Below are 16,233 nucleotides of genomic sequence, written 5' to 3' on the forward strand. Positions count from 1 at the left end.
CGGCAATGCGAATTTCGGCGAATCTCGTCCGGATGATGCTGCGCTGCGACGCACGGGGACGGCTCAGCCGCTCACCATTCTTCCGGACAGGGGTCGATGATCTTCCAGAGATCGACACCGTTCTTGATCTTCTTCATGTCGGTGGTGAGCCCGCCATTGCGGCGGATCCAGTCCTTCACCGTGTCGGGGTAGTAGGACATCAGATCGGAGGTGCCTTCGGCGCTGGTGACCTTGATGCCGAAGGTGAAGGCCTTGTCGTAGTAGGCCTGGTGGAAGCCAAGGCTGGCGCGCGGCGTGACGCAGATCTTGTTCATCGGCACGATGCCGAGCACCAGTGTACAGGCCGAGTTGCAGATGCCGTCGATGATGACGCGCTCGCCCTTCTCGCGGACGTGCTTGTACTTGGCCTTGTACTCATCGACATAGCCGCCGTGGTCGCGGGTGATGTGCAGCACGGCGCGCGCCGGCGTGGCGGCAGCGAGGCAGAGCAACAGCAGGCTCAGAAGCGTGATGCGCATGGCGAGGTGACGACGAAAGCCTTCAGGAATGGGACCGGCCTCGAAGGACCCCCAAAGGGCCGGCGACAGGATTCTTAGCTGAATTCTCTTTGGTCATACTTGTGTGGGGAATTCGTTAAGCATCCCGAAAAGGCCAAAAATGGGCAGCCTGAACCGCTTGTCCGGCAATTCTGTCACACCCACCCGGGAATCTGCGGGACCGGCCTCGATTTCCGGGCGTCCGACGGGTGTTCTGGCCGGCCGAAATGGCTATAAACAGCTGACCTATTCGCGCGGGTTCCGGAGAATCGAGATGAGCAAGTTGACGCTTGTAGCCGCAGTTGCTGCCCTTTCGGCCGCAATCCTTGCCCCTGGCCTCGCGGAGGCGCGCGGACATCACCGGTACCACCGCTACTACGCGAACCCGCTGCCCTACCCGATCAGCTATCTGCACAATTACGGGCCCGGCATCACCCCGGGGACCTTTGCCTTTTACGACGGCCCATCGACCAACCATTGCTACCAGAGCGCGGCCGCCTATGTCGGCCAGGACCGCCGCCGGCACCCCTGCTACTGAGGAACGCTGGCGCATCCTCTGCGGGTGCCGCTATTTGGCGGCGCCCGACAGCAGCAATTGCTTCTCGATCTCGTGGACCGGCAGCTTGACGAGGTCCTTGCCGATCTCCCTCTGGAGCGCTTTGCGCACGACATCCGAATAATCGGCGCGAATCATCCCGAGCGCACGCGGCGAGGCCACCATGGTCAGGGCCGATGTCTCGCCCGAACTGACGGCGGCGTCGAGCCGGCCGGCCAGGCCCCGCAGGAAGGCGCGCTCGGCCTCATCGTGCCAATCCGTCTGCTCCACCGAGCTGCGCGCCCCGCCGGCCGCGCCATGCAGCCTGCCCGGCGCGTCGGTCCCTTGCGCGCTGGTCGAGGGATTGGGCTGCTCGTGCACCTCCCTGGTGTGGAGATTCGGAAACATCTCGTCGCCGAGGTTCTCCAATATGAGCGCCTTGCGTCCGTCGCACACGACCAGCCAGTCACCGTTGTCCAGTCTCATCTTGTCCATTGCCCAGCTCCAAGCAGTCTCGCGACCACTGCCCTTCGAATTCCTCGAAGGACTGGCCGCGACGACAAGCCTAGGAAGGAAGCCGCACCGATGAATTGCGCGGGATCAAGGATGCCGGTGAACCCAGGCACGGCGTTGGTCAGGGACCCGAACCTGGGATAGGCTGGCGGAGCCCAAAGGTCAGGCCTGCGGCGGACTGGCTGAAGATTTGTTCATCAGCATTACATTTCGGTTCCGCCACAATTTGATCAGAACAACTTCGATATCCTGTATTGCGTAAGCGGAGGAAGACATCATGAAGCTTAAGATTGGCCTCGTCGCCGCGTCCCTTTTCGGTGCCATCCTGGCATCACCGGCGGCGTTCGCCATGCCCATCGCGCCTGCTCCTGCGACCCCGCAGGTCTCGAACGTCGAGCAGGTTCGCATGGTCTGTGACGCCTGGGGACGCTGTTTCTGGCGCCCGAACTACTATGGATACTACGCGCCGCAGCCGTATTACGGCCCCAGGTATTATGCGCCGCGCTATTATGCCCCGCGTTACTATGGACCGCGTTACTATGGACCGCGCTATCGCCGCTGGTGATCTCTAAGGGGGCCTCCGGGCCCCTTCGTTTTTGCGCGATCGTGGATTGCGCGATCGCGGCCGGTCTGGAGCCATCCCAAAACTGATCCAGATCAAAGATAAAACCCGCCACGCCGTCATTCTGCGGTGATGGCCGATTTGATCGTTTTTCGATGCCCCCAGACGGGCATGAATGTGCAGACGCATCTCGAGAAGCAGCAGAGGCAGGAGGGACGGAACGTTGCTTCCTTCACCTGTCCCGCCTGCACGCGGCTGCATTTCATCGACCTCGCCACCGGCCAGCCGATGAGCCGGGACCGTTGACCACGACATCGATCCGAGGCCTTGATGGCATGATGTCCGCAATACTACGGCCCTGAATCCGGTTTACTGGGGGGCGATGTTTCGCCATTGATGGCGATGTACTGACGTTCATTTGATTGTCACATTGCAGAAGCCGGCTAGACGCATGTTGTTCAACGCCCTCGCCCCTTCCTCCGCGCTTCAACTGATCGGCTTTGCCGACGTCGATGCGTTTCGGCCGATCGAGTCGATGGAGGATGCGAGAAGCATTCCGCTCGACGTCCCGAACTTCGCGGCGGCCCGCGCCGTGGTCTCCCTGCCGGCATGCCGCATCATCATGATGCGCTCGTTCGCGCGCATCCTCGACACCGCCTATCGCATGCCCGGCGGGATGGTGATCCTGCCCATGACGGACGACCTTCGGGTCAATTCCAAGGGAATGGATCTCGACGCGCGCTTCTTCGTTGCGCTTCGCGGCAACGATGAAGGCCATTTCGTCGAGCCTCAGACCAATCATCATGCGATGATCGTCTTCTCGCCCAATCTGAGGGACCGGGGCTGGTTCGATCAGGCCGACGACCTGAGGGCCTGCGTCGCGAACAGGCCCGCCCTGCTCCATACACGGCAACTCCTGCTCGACATACTGCGAACCGCATCGGTGCAGCCGCTTTTGTTCGAAGCCACCGAGGTCGCCGCCCATCTGCAGGAAGGCCTGCTGCTCGCGCTCGACGATCTGTTCCAAATCGATCCGCTTTCGGACCGGAGCGCCTCGGTCCATGGCGAACGGTCGGCCAAGCTCGTGCAGCGGATCGACGATTACGTCGCAACTCATCCGACTGCTTCGATCTACACAGCCGATCTCGCCGACGAGTTTGGCGTCTCGATCCGGACGCTCGGCGGCGCAGTCAGCAAGGTGCGCGGCATGAGCCTGCACCAATACATTCGCCTGAAAAAATTGTGGGCGACCCGGGCTCGCCTCCTCAAAGGCGGCACCACCGTCGCCACATGCGCGCGCGCTCAGGGTTTCCATCATCTCGGCGAGTTTGCCGCAGCCTACCGCGCGACATTCCGCGAAACGCCCTCGGACACGCTGGCACGGGGCCGGCAAGCCAGTCCAGCGGCAGGCTGACTGCGCGGACCGTTGCGGCGGTTATGAGATACCAGCATCGCTTCGGAACATATCCGGAACTGGCGCGCTCGGAAGGATTCGAACCTCCGACCCTCGGAATCGAAATCCGATGCTCTATCCAGCTGAGCTACGAGCGCCCTGGCCCAGGCAGTGGGCCACAACCGAGATGCACCGGACCGCAGCTGGCGGACCAGCCGGCCGGATGACGTTCGGACGGGTTCGAATTAGCAGAGAGGCCGGCCAATAAAAAGCCCTTCCCGCCTCGATCGAGGCACCAAAGGCTCTCTCACCAGGTGGTGTCGAAAAGGCCAAAATGCGGCTGCTGTGCCACCAGCATCATCGGCCGTCCCGGCTGCGGCGCCGGATGGGTCCTGGCGACCTTGCGCTTGGACTGAACGGGTGCCTGAGGCAGCTGGGTCTGCGCCTGAACCTGCGGCTGAACCTGCGCCTTGGCTTCGGTCTTCTTGACCGCGGCGGTATCGGCTTTCCCAGCGGGTGTGAATTGGGCGAACGTTTCGCGGACCCGCGCCTTCGCCGACATCTCGGCCAAGGCCGGCGACACGCCGCTGTCCTGCGCCGTGGGCACGGGAGCTGCGACAGCGGCGACCTTCAATGCAGGCGCGGTTATCGTCGGCTGGCTGGTGTCGAGCACGACGCGGTCCGGCAGGTGCCGATCGGACCTGATCCGGATCAGCGGCTGTTCGTTGCTTGCGGTTGCGACAGCCTGCGTCACAGGCGAAGCCGGCAGAACATAGTTCGCCGCGAACAGCACTGCGAGCAAAGCTCCACCGACAAAGACGAAATACCGAAAGATGGGCATTGACCGCACTCCGCCCCCCGCATCCCCGCGTGGGCACTTCGCCTCAACAGGCGATTACTCAATTGGTTCCCGGCCCAGCCATTCGGTTCAAATGGCAACGCCAAAGTTTTTGGCCAGGACTTTGGGAGGTTTGGGAAGAGTAACTTTTCCGCTACCGGAGTGCCGCCTTCACGCCCGGCGTGCCGCAACCAGCGAACACTTCGCCTGATCGGCATTCACGTTGACGAAGCCGACCGGAATGCGCGCAAAAGTCTTGCGGCTCTTCATGCTGACCGGGTCCGCAAGCACGCGGCTGCGGTCGGTGAGATGACTGCCGTCGCGCCGCGCAAAAGCGCAGACGATCTCGAGATCCTTTACGGCATAGTCATTGTCGTTTCGCAGCGTGAACGTCACCAGCGCTTTCGAACCAAGCCCGCCGCGGCGCCAGGTCTGCGATGAAATCCTGAGGCGACCGAGTTCTGCCATTGCCGGAGCCTGAGCTTCGGACACCGGCGACACCGCAGCTGCCGCATTGCCCGAAGGGGTCGGCTCGACAGCCGCCACGCCAGACGCCGCCGGCTCGGCACCATTGCCCCTGGACAGCGGCAGCAGCATCCAGACGCCGCAGACGACGATGATGGCCGCCAGCAGCCACAGCAGGCTTCGGCCGAACGAGACGCTCGCGATCGTCACGGTCCGTGCCAGCCGCTCGCCGCTTTCGGCAAAACGTCCCAACCGGATCCGGTCAAACCTGACGTTCATGGGTATCTCACCGAGGATGGCCGTAGCGCCTTCAACGACGGACTGGGCCACTGCTTACCTCAATCCGGAAGACGCACTAAGGTTCCCGCGCAGTTGCGAATCGGCATGGGCGGTGGCGGTCTCCGGCCGGGGCCGCTAACATGCGCTGCAACATCGAAAGACCCGTCGGGAGAACATGAAATGCCAGTCGTCACTTGGGATCACGTCCATCTGCGCAGCCCCGATCCGGAGGCCACGGCGGCCTGGCTGCGGGACATCCTCGGTGGCGAGATCGTACACGCACCGGGACGGATCGATGTAAGTCTTGGCGGCGCGAAAATCTTCATCGCGCCGCTCGAGGGCGACAACGCGGTGAGCCCGCCGCCGCCGCACCCGCATCAGGGGCTCGACCATTTCGGTCTGACGGTGAAGGACATCGACGCCGTCGCGGCCGAGATCAAGGCAAAGGGCGTGACCTTCACGCGCGAACCGACCACGATCCGCCCCGGCGTGCGCATCTGCTTCATCCGCGGTCCCGAGGGCATCTCCATCGAGCTGCTCGAGCGCGACAAGAAGTATACCTGACACGGCGCGCCGCATCGGCTTCAGCCAGACCAGGCGAAGCCGCCTGGCCTGCCTAAGTCATGCTCCCGGGCATGAAGCATCGGATCGCGACGCCCATGTAGCCGTAGATCGGCCAGACCATGGTGCGCCCCACCCGGTTCGGCTCGGAGATCACGGCCTCCTCGGGGACGTCGACCCAGACGAGTTCCTGCAGCTGGCCTTCGCGCACGAAGCCGTAGCGCGGGACGCGGACCCGGTAATGCCCGTCCTTGCTGTCCCAGTCGGCGTCCGACAGCGCCGAGCCGTCGGCATCGGAACAGCAAGGCCCCTTGCCGCTTCGCAGGCCGTCGAACCAGGCCTTCAGGTCGGCATTGGTGTTGACGAACTGGCCGCGGTCGCGCGCGTGCCCGAATGGGGCAGCGAGTGCGATCAGAGCCAGAGCGCAAGCGAGGCTCGCCACGCTTCGCCAGCGTGGCGTGTCGCCGTTCCGTCGCTGCTGTGTTTCGCAAATCGTGGGACGCACACTGTACTGACGCGGCTCATCGCCGCCGGAATCGATCCAGTTGCTCACGTTTGTCTTGCTCCAGCACCCCGCGGCCAGTGCAACAATGGTTATGCATTTCGCGGGCCAACTTGATTCGCAACGGCTGGCCTCGCGTCATGATCAGACCGTCATGAGGTCGTCACACGCAAGTCGGGACAACTACGGCTCGCAGCGGCCGGCTGCCGCGGCGGCCGGCAAACTGCCGCGTTGCGCGAGGGGACGCGCTTTGGCATAAAAGCCCTACCGGTTACGCCATTGGGCGATGGCGGCCGGCCTCGGGACGTTATGAAGAACGGCCTCTATTCGATTCACGTGAGCCTGCTCGATGGTCGGGCCGGCAAGGGCAGCGGCGTGATTCTTTTTCGCGACGGCAAGATCCTTGGCGGCGATGCCTACCTTTATTATACGGGCAGCTACGTGGTGAAGGACGACCACACCTTCAAAGGTGAGGTGCTGGTGCAACGGCACACCTCGCCGCGGGGCGATGACAATCCTCTGTTCGGTGGCCCGGCCCCGGTCGGCATCGGCGTCAGCGGCACCTACACGGACACCCGCGCAGAGATGACGGGCACAGCGCTCGTCGGCAAGGCGAGCCTGATTTTCAGCGCCACCCTGCACAAGCTCGCAGAAGCCGACTAACCAGGCGCGAACTATTCCGCGGCCTGCTCGAGCGGCGCCACGCGCGGCAGGATGATCTGGATGCGCGTACCGCTGCCCGGTTCGGAATCGAGGTCGAGCCGTCCGCCGAGCCGGTTGGTGACGATGCTGTAGACGATGTGCAGCCCGAGACCGGTGCCGCCCTGGTCGCGCCGCGTCGTGAAGAACGGATCGAAGGCGCGGCGGCGAACGTCGAGCGACATGCCGCAACCATTGTCGGAGAAGATGATCTCGACATTGTCCTTGCCCGACTCGCGCACCTGGATGTCGATGCTCCCCGGTCGGCCGTCCGGGAAGGCGTGCGCCACCGAATTGAGAAACAGATTGGTCAGCACCTGGCCGTACGGCCCGGGATAGCTGTTCATGGTCAGATCCGGCTGGCACTCGACATTGAGCGTCAGATTGTGCTTGCGCAGGCCCGGCCGCAAGCTCATCACCACCTGCTCGGTGAGGTCGCCGAGATCGAAGCTGCGCTGGTCGGAATAGTTGCGGTCGGCGGCGACCTGCTTGAACGACTGGATCAACTCGGCGGCGCGATTGAGGTTGGAGACGAGCTGCGAGGACGCGTCGCGGCTGGTGTTGAGGAAGTCGTTGAGCGCGGAGCGCCGGAGCTCGCCGCGCTCGACCTCGGCGGTGAACATCGCGGCCTTGCGCTCCAGCGCGGAGGCGACCGTGAGGCTGATGCCGACGGGATTGTTGACCTCATGCGCGACGCCGGCCACGAGCCGCCCGAGCGCGGCGAGCTTCTCCGCCTCGATCAGCGAAGCCTGGGTCTCGCGCAGATTGCGTAGCGCGGTCTCGGCGGATTCCTTGGCTTTGCGCATCTCCTGTTCGCCGCGCTTGCGCTCGCCGATGTCGAGCGCCACGGTGACGATCCGCTCGATCTCACCCTCGGCATCGAGCAGCGGCAGCTTGTTGACCAGCCATTGCCGCATGTTGCCGGAGGAATCCTTGTACTCCTCCTCGTAGAAGCCGAGTCCCCTGCGCAGATCCAGCACGCGCTTGTCGTTCTCGTCGGTCTTGGCCGCGCCGTAGCGCGACATCAGGTCGGCGGTGGTGCGGCCGAGCGCGTCACCGGGCTCAATGCCGAAGATGCCGGCCATGTAGCGGTTCATCAGCACGTAGCGCAGATCGCGGTCCTTGACGTTGATTACCGCCGGCACGGTGTCGATGACCTGCTGGAGCAGGCGCCGGCCTTCGGCGATGGCGTCTTCCGCCCGCTTCTGGTCGGTGATGTCGCGCAGCGTGCCCTCGTAGCGGACGATGGTGCCCGCCTCGTCCCGGACGCCGGTGGCGCTGTCGGACAGCCACAGGATGTTGCCGCTGCGCTGGCGCACCTGGTACTCGAATTCGCGCACCATGCCGTCGCGCGCCATCAGCCGCTGATACTCGACGCGTGCCTCGGGGTGGACGTAGATGGTGTGGGCGATATCGTTGATGCTTTCGATCAGGTCCTGCGGGCTGTCGTAGCCCATCATCCGCGCCAGCGCAGGATTGGCGTTGAGGAGGTCGCCGGCCGGCGTCGTCACATAGATGCCGTCGACCGAACCCTCGAACAGTTTCCGGTAGCTCTCTTCGGCGAGGCGCTGCTCGGTCAGCGCGCGCACCGCCGCCTCGCGCGCGGTGTCCGCTTCCTCCAGCGCGCGGCGGAACACTTCGGCTGCGCGCGCGATATCGCCGATCTCGTTGTCGAGATCGGCCGACGGGATCGACGTGTCTTTCTCGCCAGCCGCGAGCGCGCGGATCGATCTTGCGATCTTCGCAAGCGGCCGGACGGTCCGCCGCACCACGAAGGCGGCCGCGACCATGCCGATCAGCACGCCGATGGTGCCGAGCACGATGCTCTGCCACCGCGCCTCCGTCAGGGTGCGGGCAAAGTCGCGCGACAGCACGTGGCCGCGCCGGGCCGAGACCTCGCGCAGCAATTCGGTGACGCGGCCGATCAACCGGCCTTCGGTTCCCAGCACCTCGCGGTCGATGTCGGCGATCTGACGTTCACGCACGGCGACCGCGATAATCGCCTCGGCGTAATCGTTGACGGCCGATCTCAGCCTGGTATCCGCGATGCCCATTGCCCGCATGCTCTGCGCCGCCTGCTCGGCCGCAGACGGGTTGCGCGCGAGCAGTCCGAGGGCGATCCGGCTCTGCGCCTCGGACAGGCGGGATGCCAGCTCGCGGTCCGCGGTGCCGGAGACGGCCACGTCGAACTGGTCACGAAGCGGCGGCAGACCGGCGAGCAGCTGGGCGCGGCGGTCGATCAGGGTCGAGATCCGCTCCAGGCCGCTGCGATAGGTCGCAAGCCGCTCGGTGACCCCGTCGATCATGTCCTGCTGCTCGGGCGCGAGCTCGATGCGGGTCTTCTTGAGGATGTCGCTGAGCGTCGAGGCCGCCTCGCCCACCTGCTTGAACTGGACGCCCGCACCGGGATCGGTGACGAAGTCGCGCGCGGCAAGGCGCAGCTCGTTCATGCGGCGGTCGATGTCCTCGGCGAGATCGCCGACGCTCTGGAGCCGCTGCAGCTCGGCGAAGGTGGTGTCGATGTGCCGGATCGCGATCACGCTCGCGGCCGAGGTGACGATGATCACGGCCAGCACCAGAAGGAAGCTGCCGAAGGTGAGCTGGCCGATGGAGAGCGAGAATGTTCGCTTTTTCTCAGGGGTCGGCGTCAATTCGGCGGACATTGGTGATTTGAGGACCGGGCTGCTGGGCCGCCCAATATACGACGTATTGCGCCCCCGGGGGAACATGCCTCTGGCCGCCGAATATCCTTAATATCGGGAGCCTGCCGCCCCTCCGGATTATGACGCTTCGACGCTGGCCGGCCGCCGGGCCGGAATGGTCATGGCGGAGACGCCGAGAACGACGCAGGCAAGCCCCAGCCAGGCGGTCCGGCTCAGGGTTTCACCCAGGAAGGCGACGCTGATGGCAACCCCGATCGGCACGCGCAGATAGGCCTGCGCCGTGGTGCCAACCGAGCCCAGGGTCTGGATCAGGCGGAAGTAGATCGCGAAGGCCGCGGCCGTCGAGAAGGTCGCCAGCGCGAGCAGCGCCAGTACGGAACTCAGCGAGGGCGACAGCGTCCAGGGCTGCTCGACGATCAGCGAGGCCGGGATCAGCGCCGCCGCGCCCGCCAGCAGCGAGCCCGCCGCGGGCGCCATGGGATCGAGGCCCTTGAAGCTGCGGCCGAAGATTGCGGCACAGGCGTAGCAGATCGTGGCAGCGACGATTGCCGCCTCGGCGAGCAGGCCGCTGCCGAGGTCATGAAAGGCATCGACGCCGACGATCAGCAGGATGCCGGCCATGCCGGCGACCACGCCGAACAGCTTTCGCGGCGTCGTCGTCTCGTGGCGGGTGACCACCGCCGTGAGCAGGAAGGTGAAGATCGGGCCGGCCGAATTGAGGATGGTGGCGAGCGCGGCATCGACATGACGTTCGCCCCAGGCGATCAGCGTCCAGGGGATGACGCTGTTGAGCACGGCCTGGAACGCGAAGCGCTGCCAGGTCGCACGGTCCGTCGGCATCCTGATGCCCCGCGCCCACATGACGACGAGCAGCAGGAGGCCCGCAATGGTGGTGCGCGCCGCAATCAGCGTGATCGGCGGAATGGTGGCGACGCCGAGCTTGATGAAGGTATAGGAGCCGCCCCAGAGCGTTGCGAGCACGACCAGCAGCGCGAGCTCGACGGCGATGTTGGTGTCCTGCCGATTGTCCATGTCGCGCTCCGTCCCGTTGTCACGAACGGAACCTAGCGCGCCTGCGGTCGTCAATACTTCGCTTTGTGTCGAAGTGTCCTAGCCGACCGCCCCGACCTCGAACACCTCGCCGTCATAGCCGGCTTCGCGGGGGATGCGGAGCTGGCGGCCGGTTTCGGTCTTGGTCATGACCGGCATCACCGTGACGATGGACATGCCGCGCGCATGCTCCAGCGCGGCGCCCACGCTGCCCTGCTTGGCGAGCCGGATCAAATTGCGCGTGGTCGGGAACGGCAGCTTGAAGCGGCCGCTTTCCCCGCCCTCCAGCGCCTCGCGCGGCGACACCCAGATCGAGTCCGTCGACTCCCTGCCATCATGGGCGCCGAGCTGATCGGGCGGCGCCGCGGCAAGAAAGAACCAGGTGTCGAAACGCTTCGGCATGCCCTCCGGCGTGATCCAGTGCGCGTAGGGTACGAGCGTGTCGAGCGCGAGCCGGAGGCCGTTGTCGGCGAGGATATCGAGGAAGCTGATCTTGTGCTCGTTGAGCGCGACGCGATGCGCATCGGCGATCTCGCCGGCGCGCTTTGCATCGATCGGCGCTCCCGAGTCCTTCGAGCGCGCCAGCAGGATGCCGCTCTCCTCGAAGGTCTCGCGGATCGCGGCGATCCGGAAGCCCCGGTCGGATTCGCTGAGGCCCTCGCCGCCCGAATAGAGGTCGGACCGGGCGACAATCTCCTGGTCGCCGGCATCGACGCTGCCGCCGGGAAACACCAAGGCGCCCGAGTTGAACTCGATCTGATGATGGCGAACCATCATGAAGACCTCGACTTCCTTCCCGCCGTCACGCAGCAGAAGGATCGTCGACGCCGGGCGTGATGCTGATGTCTCGGCCATCCACCTAACCTGCGGCGCTGGATTGCGGGCCAAGATTGGCCCGCTTGTCGAACCGGGCGACGCGGGACAGCAGATACTCGACCTCCGCCTTCGCCGCCGCCGTGATGGTCGCGCCCGGCTTGCGCTGCGCGCTCGAGGCGATGATGCCGCGCTTCTGGAGCACGTATTTGCGCACGGCGAGGCCCGCGCCCGGCTGCTGCTCGTAGCGGATCAGCGGCAGATGCGCGTCGAACAGGTCATGCGCGGCGTCGCGCTTGCCGGCCTTGGAGAGGTTCACGACATCGATCAGCAACTCGGGGAAAGCATAACCGGTCATGGCACCGTCGGCGCCGCGCTCCATCTCGAAATCGAGGAACGTGCCGCCGTTGCCGCAGAGGATCGAGAGCGGACGGAGCGAGCCGTCCTTCTGGAAGCCGCGCAGGGTCGTGATCTTCTCGAGGCCCGGCCAATCCTCGTGCTTGAGCATCACGCAATTCGGATTGTCCATGACGATCTTGCGGATCACGGCAGGGGTGAACACCACCTGCAAGGTCAGCGGATAATCCTGGAGCACCCAGGGCACGTCGGGCCCGATGGCCTCGGCCGCCTGCTTGAAATAGCCGACGATCTGGTCGTCGGTGCGCAAGCTCGGCGGCGGCGCGATCATCACGCCGGCCGCGCCCGCATCCATCGAGGCCTTCGCCAGCGAGCGCATGGTGGCAAAGCCCGGCGCGGAGACGCCGACGATCACCTGCATCTTCTTGGCGCGCTTGACGAAACGCACCGCGACCTGCTCGGCCTCTGCGGCGTCCAGCTTAGGCGCCTCGCCAAGGATGCCCAGCACCGTGACGCCATCACAGCCGACCTCCTCGTAGAAATCGGTCAGGCGGTCGATCGAGCGCTCGTCGATCCGGCCGTCATCGTGGAACGGCGTCGGCGCGATTGCGAAGGTGCCCTTGGCGTCGGCGGTCAGTTTCATCTAGTTCCTCATCTCTCTCTATTCGTCATTCCGGGATGGCCCGAAGGGACAGGCCCGGAATCCATAACCACACGCCGGGGTTATGGATTCCGGGCTCGCGACTTCGTCGCGCCCCGGAATGACAGTGTGGCTAAAACCGCCGCGCTCCCATCTTGATCTGCTCCTCGGAGAAGAAGATCTCCCCGGCATGATCGGCGATGTCCTGGGCCTTCCAGCCCGTGTGCGGCGGTTTCCAGCCTTCCATTTCCATCATCCGCATTTCGCGCACGCCGCGGGGCCCGGATACGCCCAGCACCTTGCCGGTCTGGTCGCCCGACAAGTCGCTGACCATGTATAGCACGGCCGGCGCGATGCCGTCCGGCCCAAGCGCCGCACCGGGGTTCTCCTTATAGCGGGGCAGGTCTGCGGTCATGCGGGTCAGCGCGCCCGGGGCCAGCGTCCAGATCCGGATGTTGTACTTGCGGCCCTCGATCGCCAGCACGTTGGACAGGCCCCAGATGCCGCCCTTGGCCGCGCCGTAATTGGTCTGGCCGAAATTGCCGATCAGGCCTGAGGTCGAGGAGGTGTTGACGATGACGCCGCCGCCGTTTTCCCGCATCCAGCGAAACACCGGCATGGTGCAACAAAAGGTGCCCTTCAGATGCACCTTGATGACCTTGTCCCAGTCGGACTCGGTCGCCTTGGCAAAGGTCTGGTCGCGCAGGATGCCGGCATTGTTGACGAGGATGTCGGCGCGGCCGAAATGCTTGATGGCGTCGTCGAACACCGACTGGCCGCCCTCCATGGTGGAGATGTCGGCGCCGTTGGCGACGGCCTTGCCGCCCTCGGCCGTGATGGCGTCCACCACGAGCTGCGCCATCGACTTGTCGGCGCCGGAGCCGTCACGAGGCCCGCCGAGGTCATTGACGACGACCGAGGCCCCTTCCCGCGCGAACAACTTTGCGTAGGCCTCACCGAGCCCCCCGCCCGCGCCGGTGATCAGCGCAACCTTGCCGTCGAGTAGTCCCATGGTGGCTTCTCCCTGGTTATTTTTGTTCTCTCGTGTCCGGGACGCGATGCAGCGTGAAACGCTGCGTCCGGGGCACGAGACCTTCCTAACCCAGCACCGTCTTGCCGTTCTTGATCACGGTGACGCCGCGCGACTTCACCTTGGCTTCGAACGAGATCGTGTTGCCGTCCTTCCAGAGATCCATGGTCACGGTCTCGCCGGGATAGACCGGCGAGGAGAACCGCGCGACGTGCTGCCGGAAGGCGGAGGCGTCGTAGTCGGCATAGGTCTGGAGCACGCCGCGGCAGGTGATGCCGTAGGTGCACATGCCGTGCAGGATCGGACGCGGGAAGCCGGCCTTCTTCGCAAACTCCGGATCGCTGTGGAGCGGGTTGCGGTCGCCGCAGAGCCGGTACACCAGCGCCTGGTCGGGACGCGTGACGATATCGACGGTCTTGTCGGGCGAGCGCGATGGGATCTTGTGCGGATCGGGCTGGGTCAGGTTCGGCCCGCCAAAACCGCCGTCGCCGCGGGCGAAGCGCGAGGCGACCAGCGTTGCCAGCTTCTCGCCCTTCTCGTTCTTCAGCACCGTCTGATGAGCGATGACCACACCCTTGTCCTTGCCCTTGTCGTACACCTCGACGACAGAGGAGTCGGCGGTGATGTGTGCGGCGACCGGGAGCGGCTGATGGAAAGTGATGTCGCGCTCACCGTCGACCACCATCACGCGGTTGAGGTTCATTTCGCCGGGCCCCGAGCCCCAGGCCGCGACGGAGGCGAAGGTCGGAACCACCTTGAGCGGCCGCGGCGTCAGCGTACCCTCGTTGACGAAGGCGAGCTCGTTCTCGTCCATGGGATCGGCGCCGAGGCCGATGCCGTAAGCGTAGAGCATCACTTCACGGTCGCCATAGGCGTATTTCTGGCCGAGGTTCTTGAGGGCTTTGAGCTCTTCGTATCTGGCGGACATTTGGTTTTGTTTCCTCCCGGCATTTTCTCAGCGAGCAACGGCGCTCATTGATGTGCCCTCTCCCCTTGTGGGAGAGGGCCGCGAGAGCCGTGCGGCAAACTCGTTTGGGTGAGGGGTTGTTTCCGCATCGAACAATCTCTCTGTGGAGAGATACCCCTCATCCGGCGCTTCGCGCCACCTTCCCCCACAAGGGGGGAGGAAGAAAGCAATCAGGCCGGCGTGAAGAACGGCAATGGAGCGCCATCCGTCGGCTTGAACACCACCTTCACCTTCTGGCCGATCTTGAGCTTCTCGAGATCGCAGTCGACGATGTTGGTCTGCACCGACGGCCCTTCCTTCAGCGTGACGTAGCCGATCGCGTAAGGGCCGGTCGGCGACTTCCGCATCAGGCTCCAGGTGTAGATCGTGCCCTCGCCCGAGGCTTCCTCCCACACCGTCTTGTCGGAGTAGCAGAACGGGCAGATCGAGCGCGGGAAGTAATGGGCTTCGCCGCAGGCGGTGCAGCGCTTGATCATGAACTTGCCCTGTTTCGCGGCGTCCCAGAACGCGGCGGTTTCGGGGTTCGTCACGGGAGCCGGATATTTCTTTGCATCTACCATCACACGCGCTCCAGAATGGCAGTCGAGGCAGCGTGGCGAACACCCAAGAGGCCGCCGGTGCCGTGGGCGATGGCGAGATCGCAGTTCTTGACCTGCACCTTCGGATGCGCCTCGCCGCGCAGCTGCCGCACGGCCTCGATGATCTTGGTCATGCCGCCCCGATTGACGGGGTGGTTGCTGCAGAGGCCGCCGCCATCGGTGTTGAACGGCAGCTTGCCGACACCCGAGATCAGATTGCCGTCGGCGACGAACTTGCCGCCCTCGCCCTTCTTGCAGAAGCCGAGGTCTTCGAGCTGCATCAGCACCGTGATGGTGAAGCTGTCGTAGATCGAGGCGTACTTGATGTCCTTCGGCGTGATGCCGGCTTCCTCGAACGCGCGCGGACCGGACCAGATGCCGGCGGAATATGTGAGATCGAGATCCTTGCCGCCGCGCGGGCCCTTCATCGCCTCGCCATGGCCGATCAGCTTGACCAGCGGCTTCTTCAGGCTTCTGGCGATCTCGGGCGTGGTCACGATCAGCGCGCCGCCGCCGTCGGAGACGACGCAGCAATCCATGCGATGCAGGGGATCGGAGATCATCGGCGAGTTCAGGACATCCTCGACTGTGACGACGTCCTTGAGCATCGCATGCGGATTGTATTGCGCGTGATGCGAGGCCGCGACCTTGATCCAGGCGAGCTGCTCGCTGGTGGTGCCGTAGTCGTGCATATGACGCATGGCACACATGCCGTAGGCATTGTGCGTGGTCGCGCCATAAGCGGACTCGAAATCGGCTTCCGCGCCGGCCGCGCGCGGCGGCATCGCGCCGGTGCGCGGCTTGCCGGCCAGCGTGATCAGCGCGATCGAGCACTTGCCCGCTGCGATCGCTTCGGCGGCATGGCCGAGATGGATGATGTAGGAACAGCCGCCGGTCTCGGTGGAATCGACATGGCGGAGCTTTTTGGTGTTCAGGCCGAGATAGTCGACCATCGGCCAGGCGCCGCCGGGAGCGTCGCCCGCGCAGAAATAGCCGTCGACATCGTCCTTGGAGAGCCCGGCGTCCTCGATCGCGCCTTTGGCGACCTCGGCGTGAAGCTGGGCGGTGGATTTGTCCGGCGCATGCCGGGTCGGGTGTTCGTAGATCCCGGCAATGTAGGCCTTGCCCTTGATGGTCAAAACTTCAGGTCTCCGCTGGCGTTTCTTCTTGCTCCGTTTTTCTGAACCCCCGCTGCAGCATTGGCAAGCGCGGAAATATTCCGTCGGGCGAGAGGGGGAGCGGTTTGGCGCAA

19 protein-coding genes and 1 tRNA gene are annotated in these 16,233 nt (G+C 64.8%); 6 read left to right on the forward strand and 14 right to left on the reverse strand.

Annotation, left to right across the window (positions count from 1 at the left end; genetic code table 11):
• Positions 1-71: 71 nt before the first annotated feature.
• Positions 72-518 (reverse strand): hypothetical protein, encoded by a 447-nt coding sequence (locus NR187_RS27620; protein ID WP_211386587.1) that lies wholly within the window; start codon positions 516-518, stop codon positions 72-74.
• A 292-nt stretch (positions 519-810) separates the two neighbouring features.
• Between NR187_RS27620 and NR187_RS27625 the strand changes: the two genes are divergently transcribed.
• Positions 811-1,074 (forward strand): hypothetical protein, encoded by a 264-nt coding sequence (locus NR187_RS27625; protein ID WP_211386589.1) that lies wholly within the window; start codon positions 811-813, stop codon positions 1,072-1,074.
• 30 nt (positions 1,075-1,104) lie between these two features.
• On the opposite strand, the gene NR187_RS27630 is transcribed toward NR187_RS27625, so the two are convergent.
• Entirely contained in the window at positions 1,105-1,566 is a 462-nt protein-coding gene (locus NR187_RS27630; RefSeq protein WP_211386591.1) for a host attachment protein, read from the reverse strand.
• Positions 1,567-1,861: 295 nt separating this feature from the next.
• On the opposite strand from NR187_RS27630, the gene NR187_RS27635 reads away from it, so the two are divergent.
• The 3 genes from NR187_RS27635 to NR187_RS27645 all read left to right on the forward strand — a co-directional run bounded on the left by NR187_RS27635 (position 1,862) and on the right by NR187_RS27645 (position 3,560).
• Positions 1,862-2,149 carry a hypothetical protein gene (locus NR187_RS27635; protein WP_211386593.1) on the forward strand — a complete coding sequence of 96 codons (288 nt, stop codon included), beginning with the start codon at positions 1,862-1,864 and terminating at the stop codon, positions 2,147-2,149.
• A gap of 168 nt (positions 2,150-2,317) precedes the next feature.
• A complete protein-coding gene (locus NR187_RS27640) occupies positions 2,318-2,452 on the forward strand; it encodes a hypothetical protein (protein ID WP_256808406.1) in 135 nt (44 codons plus the stop codon).
• 145 nt (positions 2,453-2,597) lie between these two features.
• Positions 2,598-3,560: an AraC family transcriptional regulator gene (locus NR187_RS27645; RefSeq protein WP_211386599.1), complete on the forward strand. Its 963-nt coding sequence runs from the start codon at positions 2,598-2,600 to the stop codon at positions 3,558-3,560.
• A gap of 60 nt (positions 3,561-3,620) precedes the next feature.
• On the opposite strand, the gene NR187_RS27650 is transcribed toward NR187_RS27645, so the two are convergent.
• The 3 genes from NR187_RS27650 to NR187_RS27660 form a co-directional block, all read right to left on the reverse strand.
• Positions 3,621-3,697: transfer RNA gene (locus NR187_RS27650), tRNA-Arg, on the reverse strand.
• 149 nt (positions 3,698-3,846) lie between these two features.
• Positions 3,847-4,380, reverse strand: a complete 534-nt coding sequence (locus NR187_RS27655) for a hypothetical protein (protein ID WP_211386600.1) — start codon at positions 4,378-4,380, stop codon at positions 3,847-3,849.
• A gap of 168 nt (positions 4,381-4,548) precedes the next feature.
• Positions 4,549-5,121: a hypothetical protein gene (locus NR187_RS27660; RefSeq protein ID WP_256808324.1), complete on the reverse strand. Its 573-nt coding sequence runs from the start codon at positions 5,119-5,121 to the stop codon at positions 4,549-4,551.
• Positions 5,122-5,301: 180 nt separating this feature from the next.
• Between NR187_RS27660 and NR187_RS27665 the strand changes: the two genes are divergently transcribed.
• Positions 5,302-5,685: a VOC family protein gene (locus NR187_RS27665; RefSeq protein WP_211386602.1), complete on the forward strand. Its 384-nt coding sequence runs from the start codon at positions 5,302-5,304 to the stop codon at positions 5,683-5,685.
• Between the two features lie 52 nt (positions 5,686-5,737).
• On the opposite strand, the gene NR187_RS27670 is transcribed toward NR187_RS27665, so the two are convergent.
• Complete coding sequence (locus NR187_RS27670) at positions 5,738-6,235, reverse strand: hypothetical protein (protein ID WP_256808325.1); 498 nt, start codon at positions 6,233-6,235, stop codon at positions 5,738-5,740.
• Positions 6,236-6,493: 258 nt separating this feature from the next.
• Here NR187_RS27670 and NR187_RS27675 point away from each other — a divergent pair, with 258 nt between their 5' ends.
• Positions 6,494-6,847 carry a GrlR family regulatory protein gene (locus NR187_RS27675; RefSeq protein WP_211386604.1) on the forward strand — a complete coding sequence of 118 codons (354 nt, stop codon included), beginning with the start codon at positions 6,494-6,496 and terminating at the stop codon, positions 6,845-6,847.
• 11 nt (positions 6,848-6,858) lie between these two features.
• On the opposite strand, the gene NR187_RS27680 is transcribed toward NR187_RS27675, so the two are convergent.
• From NR187_RS27680 to NR187_RS27715, 8 genes are all read right to left on the reverse strand, one after another.
• Complete coding sequence (locus tag NR187_RS27680) at positions 6,859-9,546, reverse strand: PAS domain S-box protein (RefSeq protein ID WP_211386605.1); 2,688 nt, start codon at positions 9,544-9,546, stop codon at positions 6,859-6,861.
• 117 nt (positions 9,547-9,663) lie between these two features.
• Positions 9,664-10,578 (reverse strand): DMT family transporter, encoded by a 915-nt coding sequence (locus NR187_RS27685; protein WP_256808326.1) that lies wholly within the window; start codon positions 10,576-10,578, stop codon positions 9,664-9,666.
• Between the two features lie 78 nt (positions 10,579-10,656).
• On the reverse strand, positions 10,657-11,451 hold the full coding sequence (locus tag NR187_RS27690) for an NUDIX domain-containing protein (RefSeq protein ID WP_256808328.1): 795 nt from the start codon (positions 11,449-11,451) through the stop codon (positions 10,657-10,659).
• Positions 11,452-11,455: 4 nt separating this feature from the next.
• Positions 11,456-12,409, reverse strand: a complete 954-nt coding sequence (locus tag NR187_RS27695) for a dihydrodipicolinate synthase family protein (protein WP_256808329.1) — start codon at positions 12,407-12,409, stop codon at positions 11,456-11,458.
• A gap of 130 nt (positions 12,410-12,539) precedes the next feature.
• Positions 12,540-13,418, reverse strand: a complete 879-nt coding sequence (locus NR187_RS27700) for an SDR family oxidoreductase (protein WP_211386609.1) — start codon at positions 13,416-13,418, stop codon at positions 12,540-12,542.
• An 85-nt stretch (positions 13,419-13,503) separates the two neighbouring features.
• Positions 13,504-14,364 carry a MaoC family dehydratase gene (locus NR187_RS27705; protein WP_256808330.1) on the reverse strand — a complete coding sequence of 287 codons (861 nt, stop codon included), beginning with the start codon at positions 14,362-14,364 and terminating at the stop codon, positions 13,504-13,506.
• A 209-nt stretch (positions 14,365-14,573) separates the two neighbouring features.
• Complete coding sequence (locus NR187_RS27710) at positions 14,574-14,963, reverse strand: Zn-ribbon domain-containing OB-fold protein (RefSeq protein ID WP_211386611.1); 390 nt, start codon at positions 14,961-14,963, stop codon at positions 14,574-14,576.
• The gene (locus tag NR187_RS27715) at positions 14,963-16,120 is read right to left on the reverse strand and encodes a thiolase domain-containing protein (RefSeq protein WP_028154919.1); all 1,158 of its coding nucleotides are present in this window, start codon (positions 16,118-16,120) and stop codon (positions 14,963-14,965) included. The genes NR187_RS27710 and NR187_RS27715 overlap by 1 nt, the downstream gene beginning before the upstream one ends.
• Positions 16,121-16,233 lie beyond the last annotated feature (113 nt).

The organism is Bradyrhizobium sp. Bra64 (genome assembly GCF_024519875.1).
Lineage (GTDB): Bacteria > Pseudomonadota > Alphaproteobacteria > Rhizobiales > Xanthobacteraceae > Bradyrhizobium > Bradyrhizobium japonicum_G.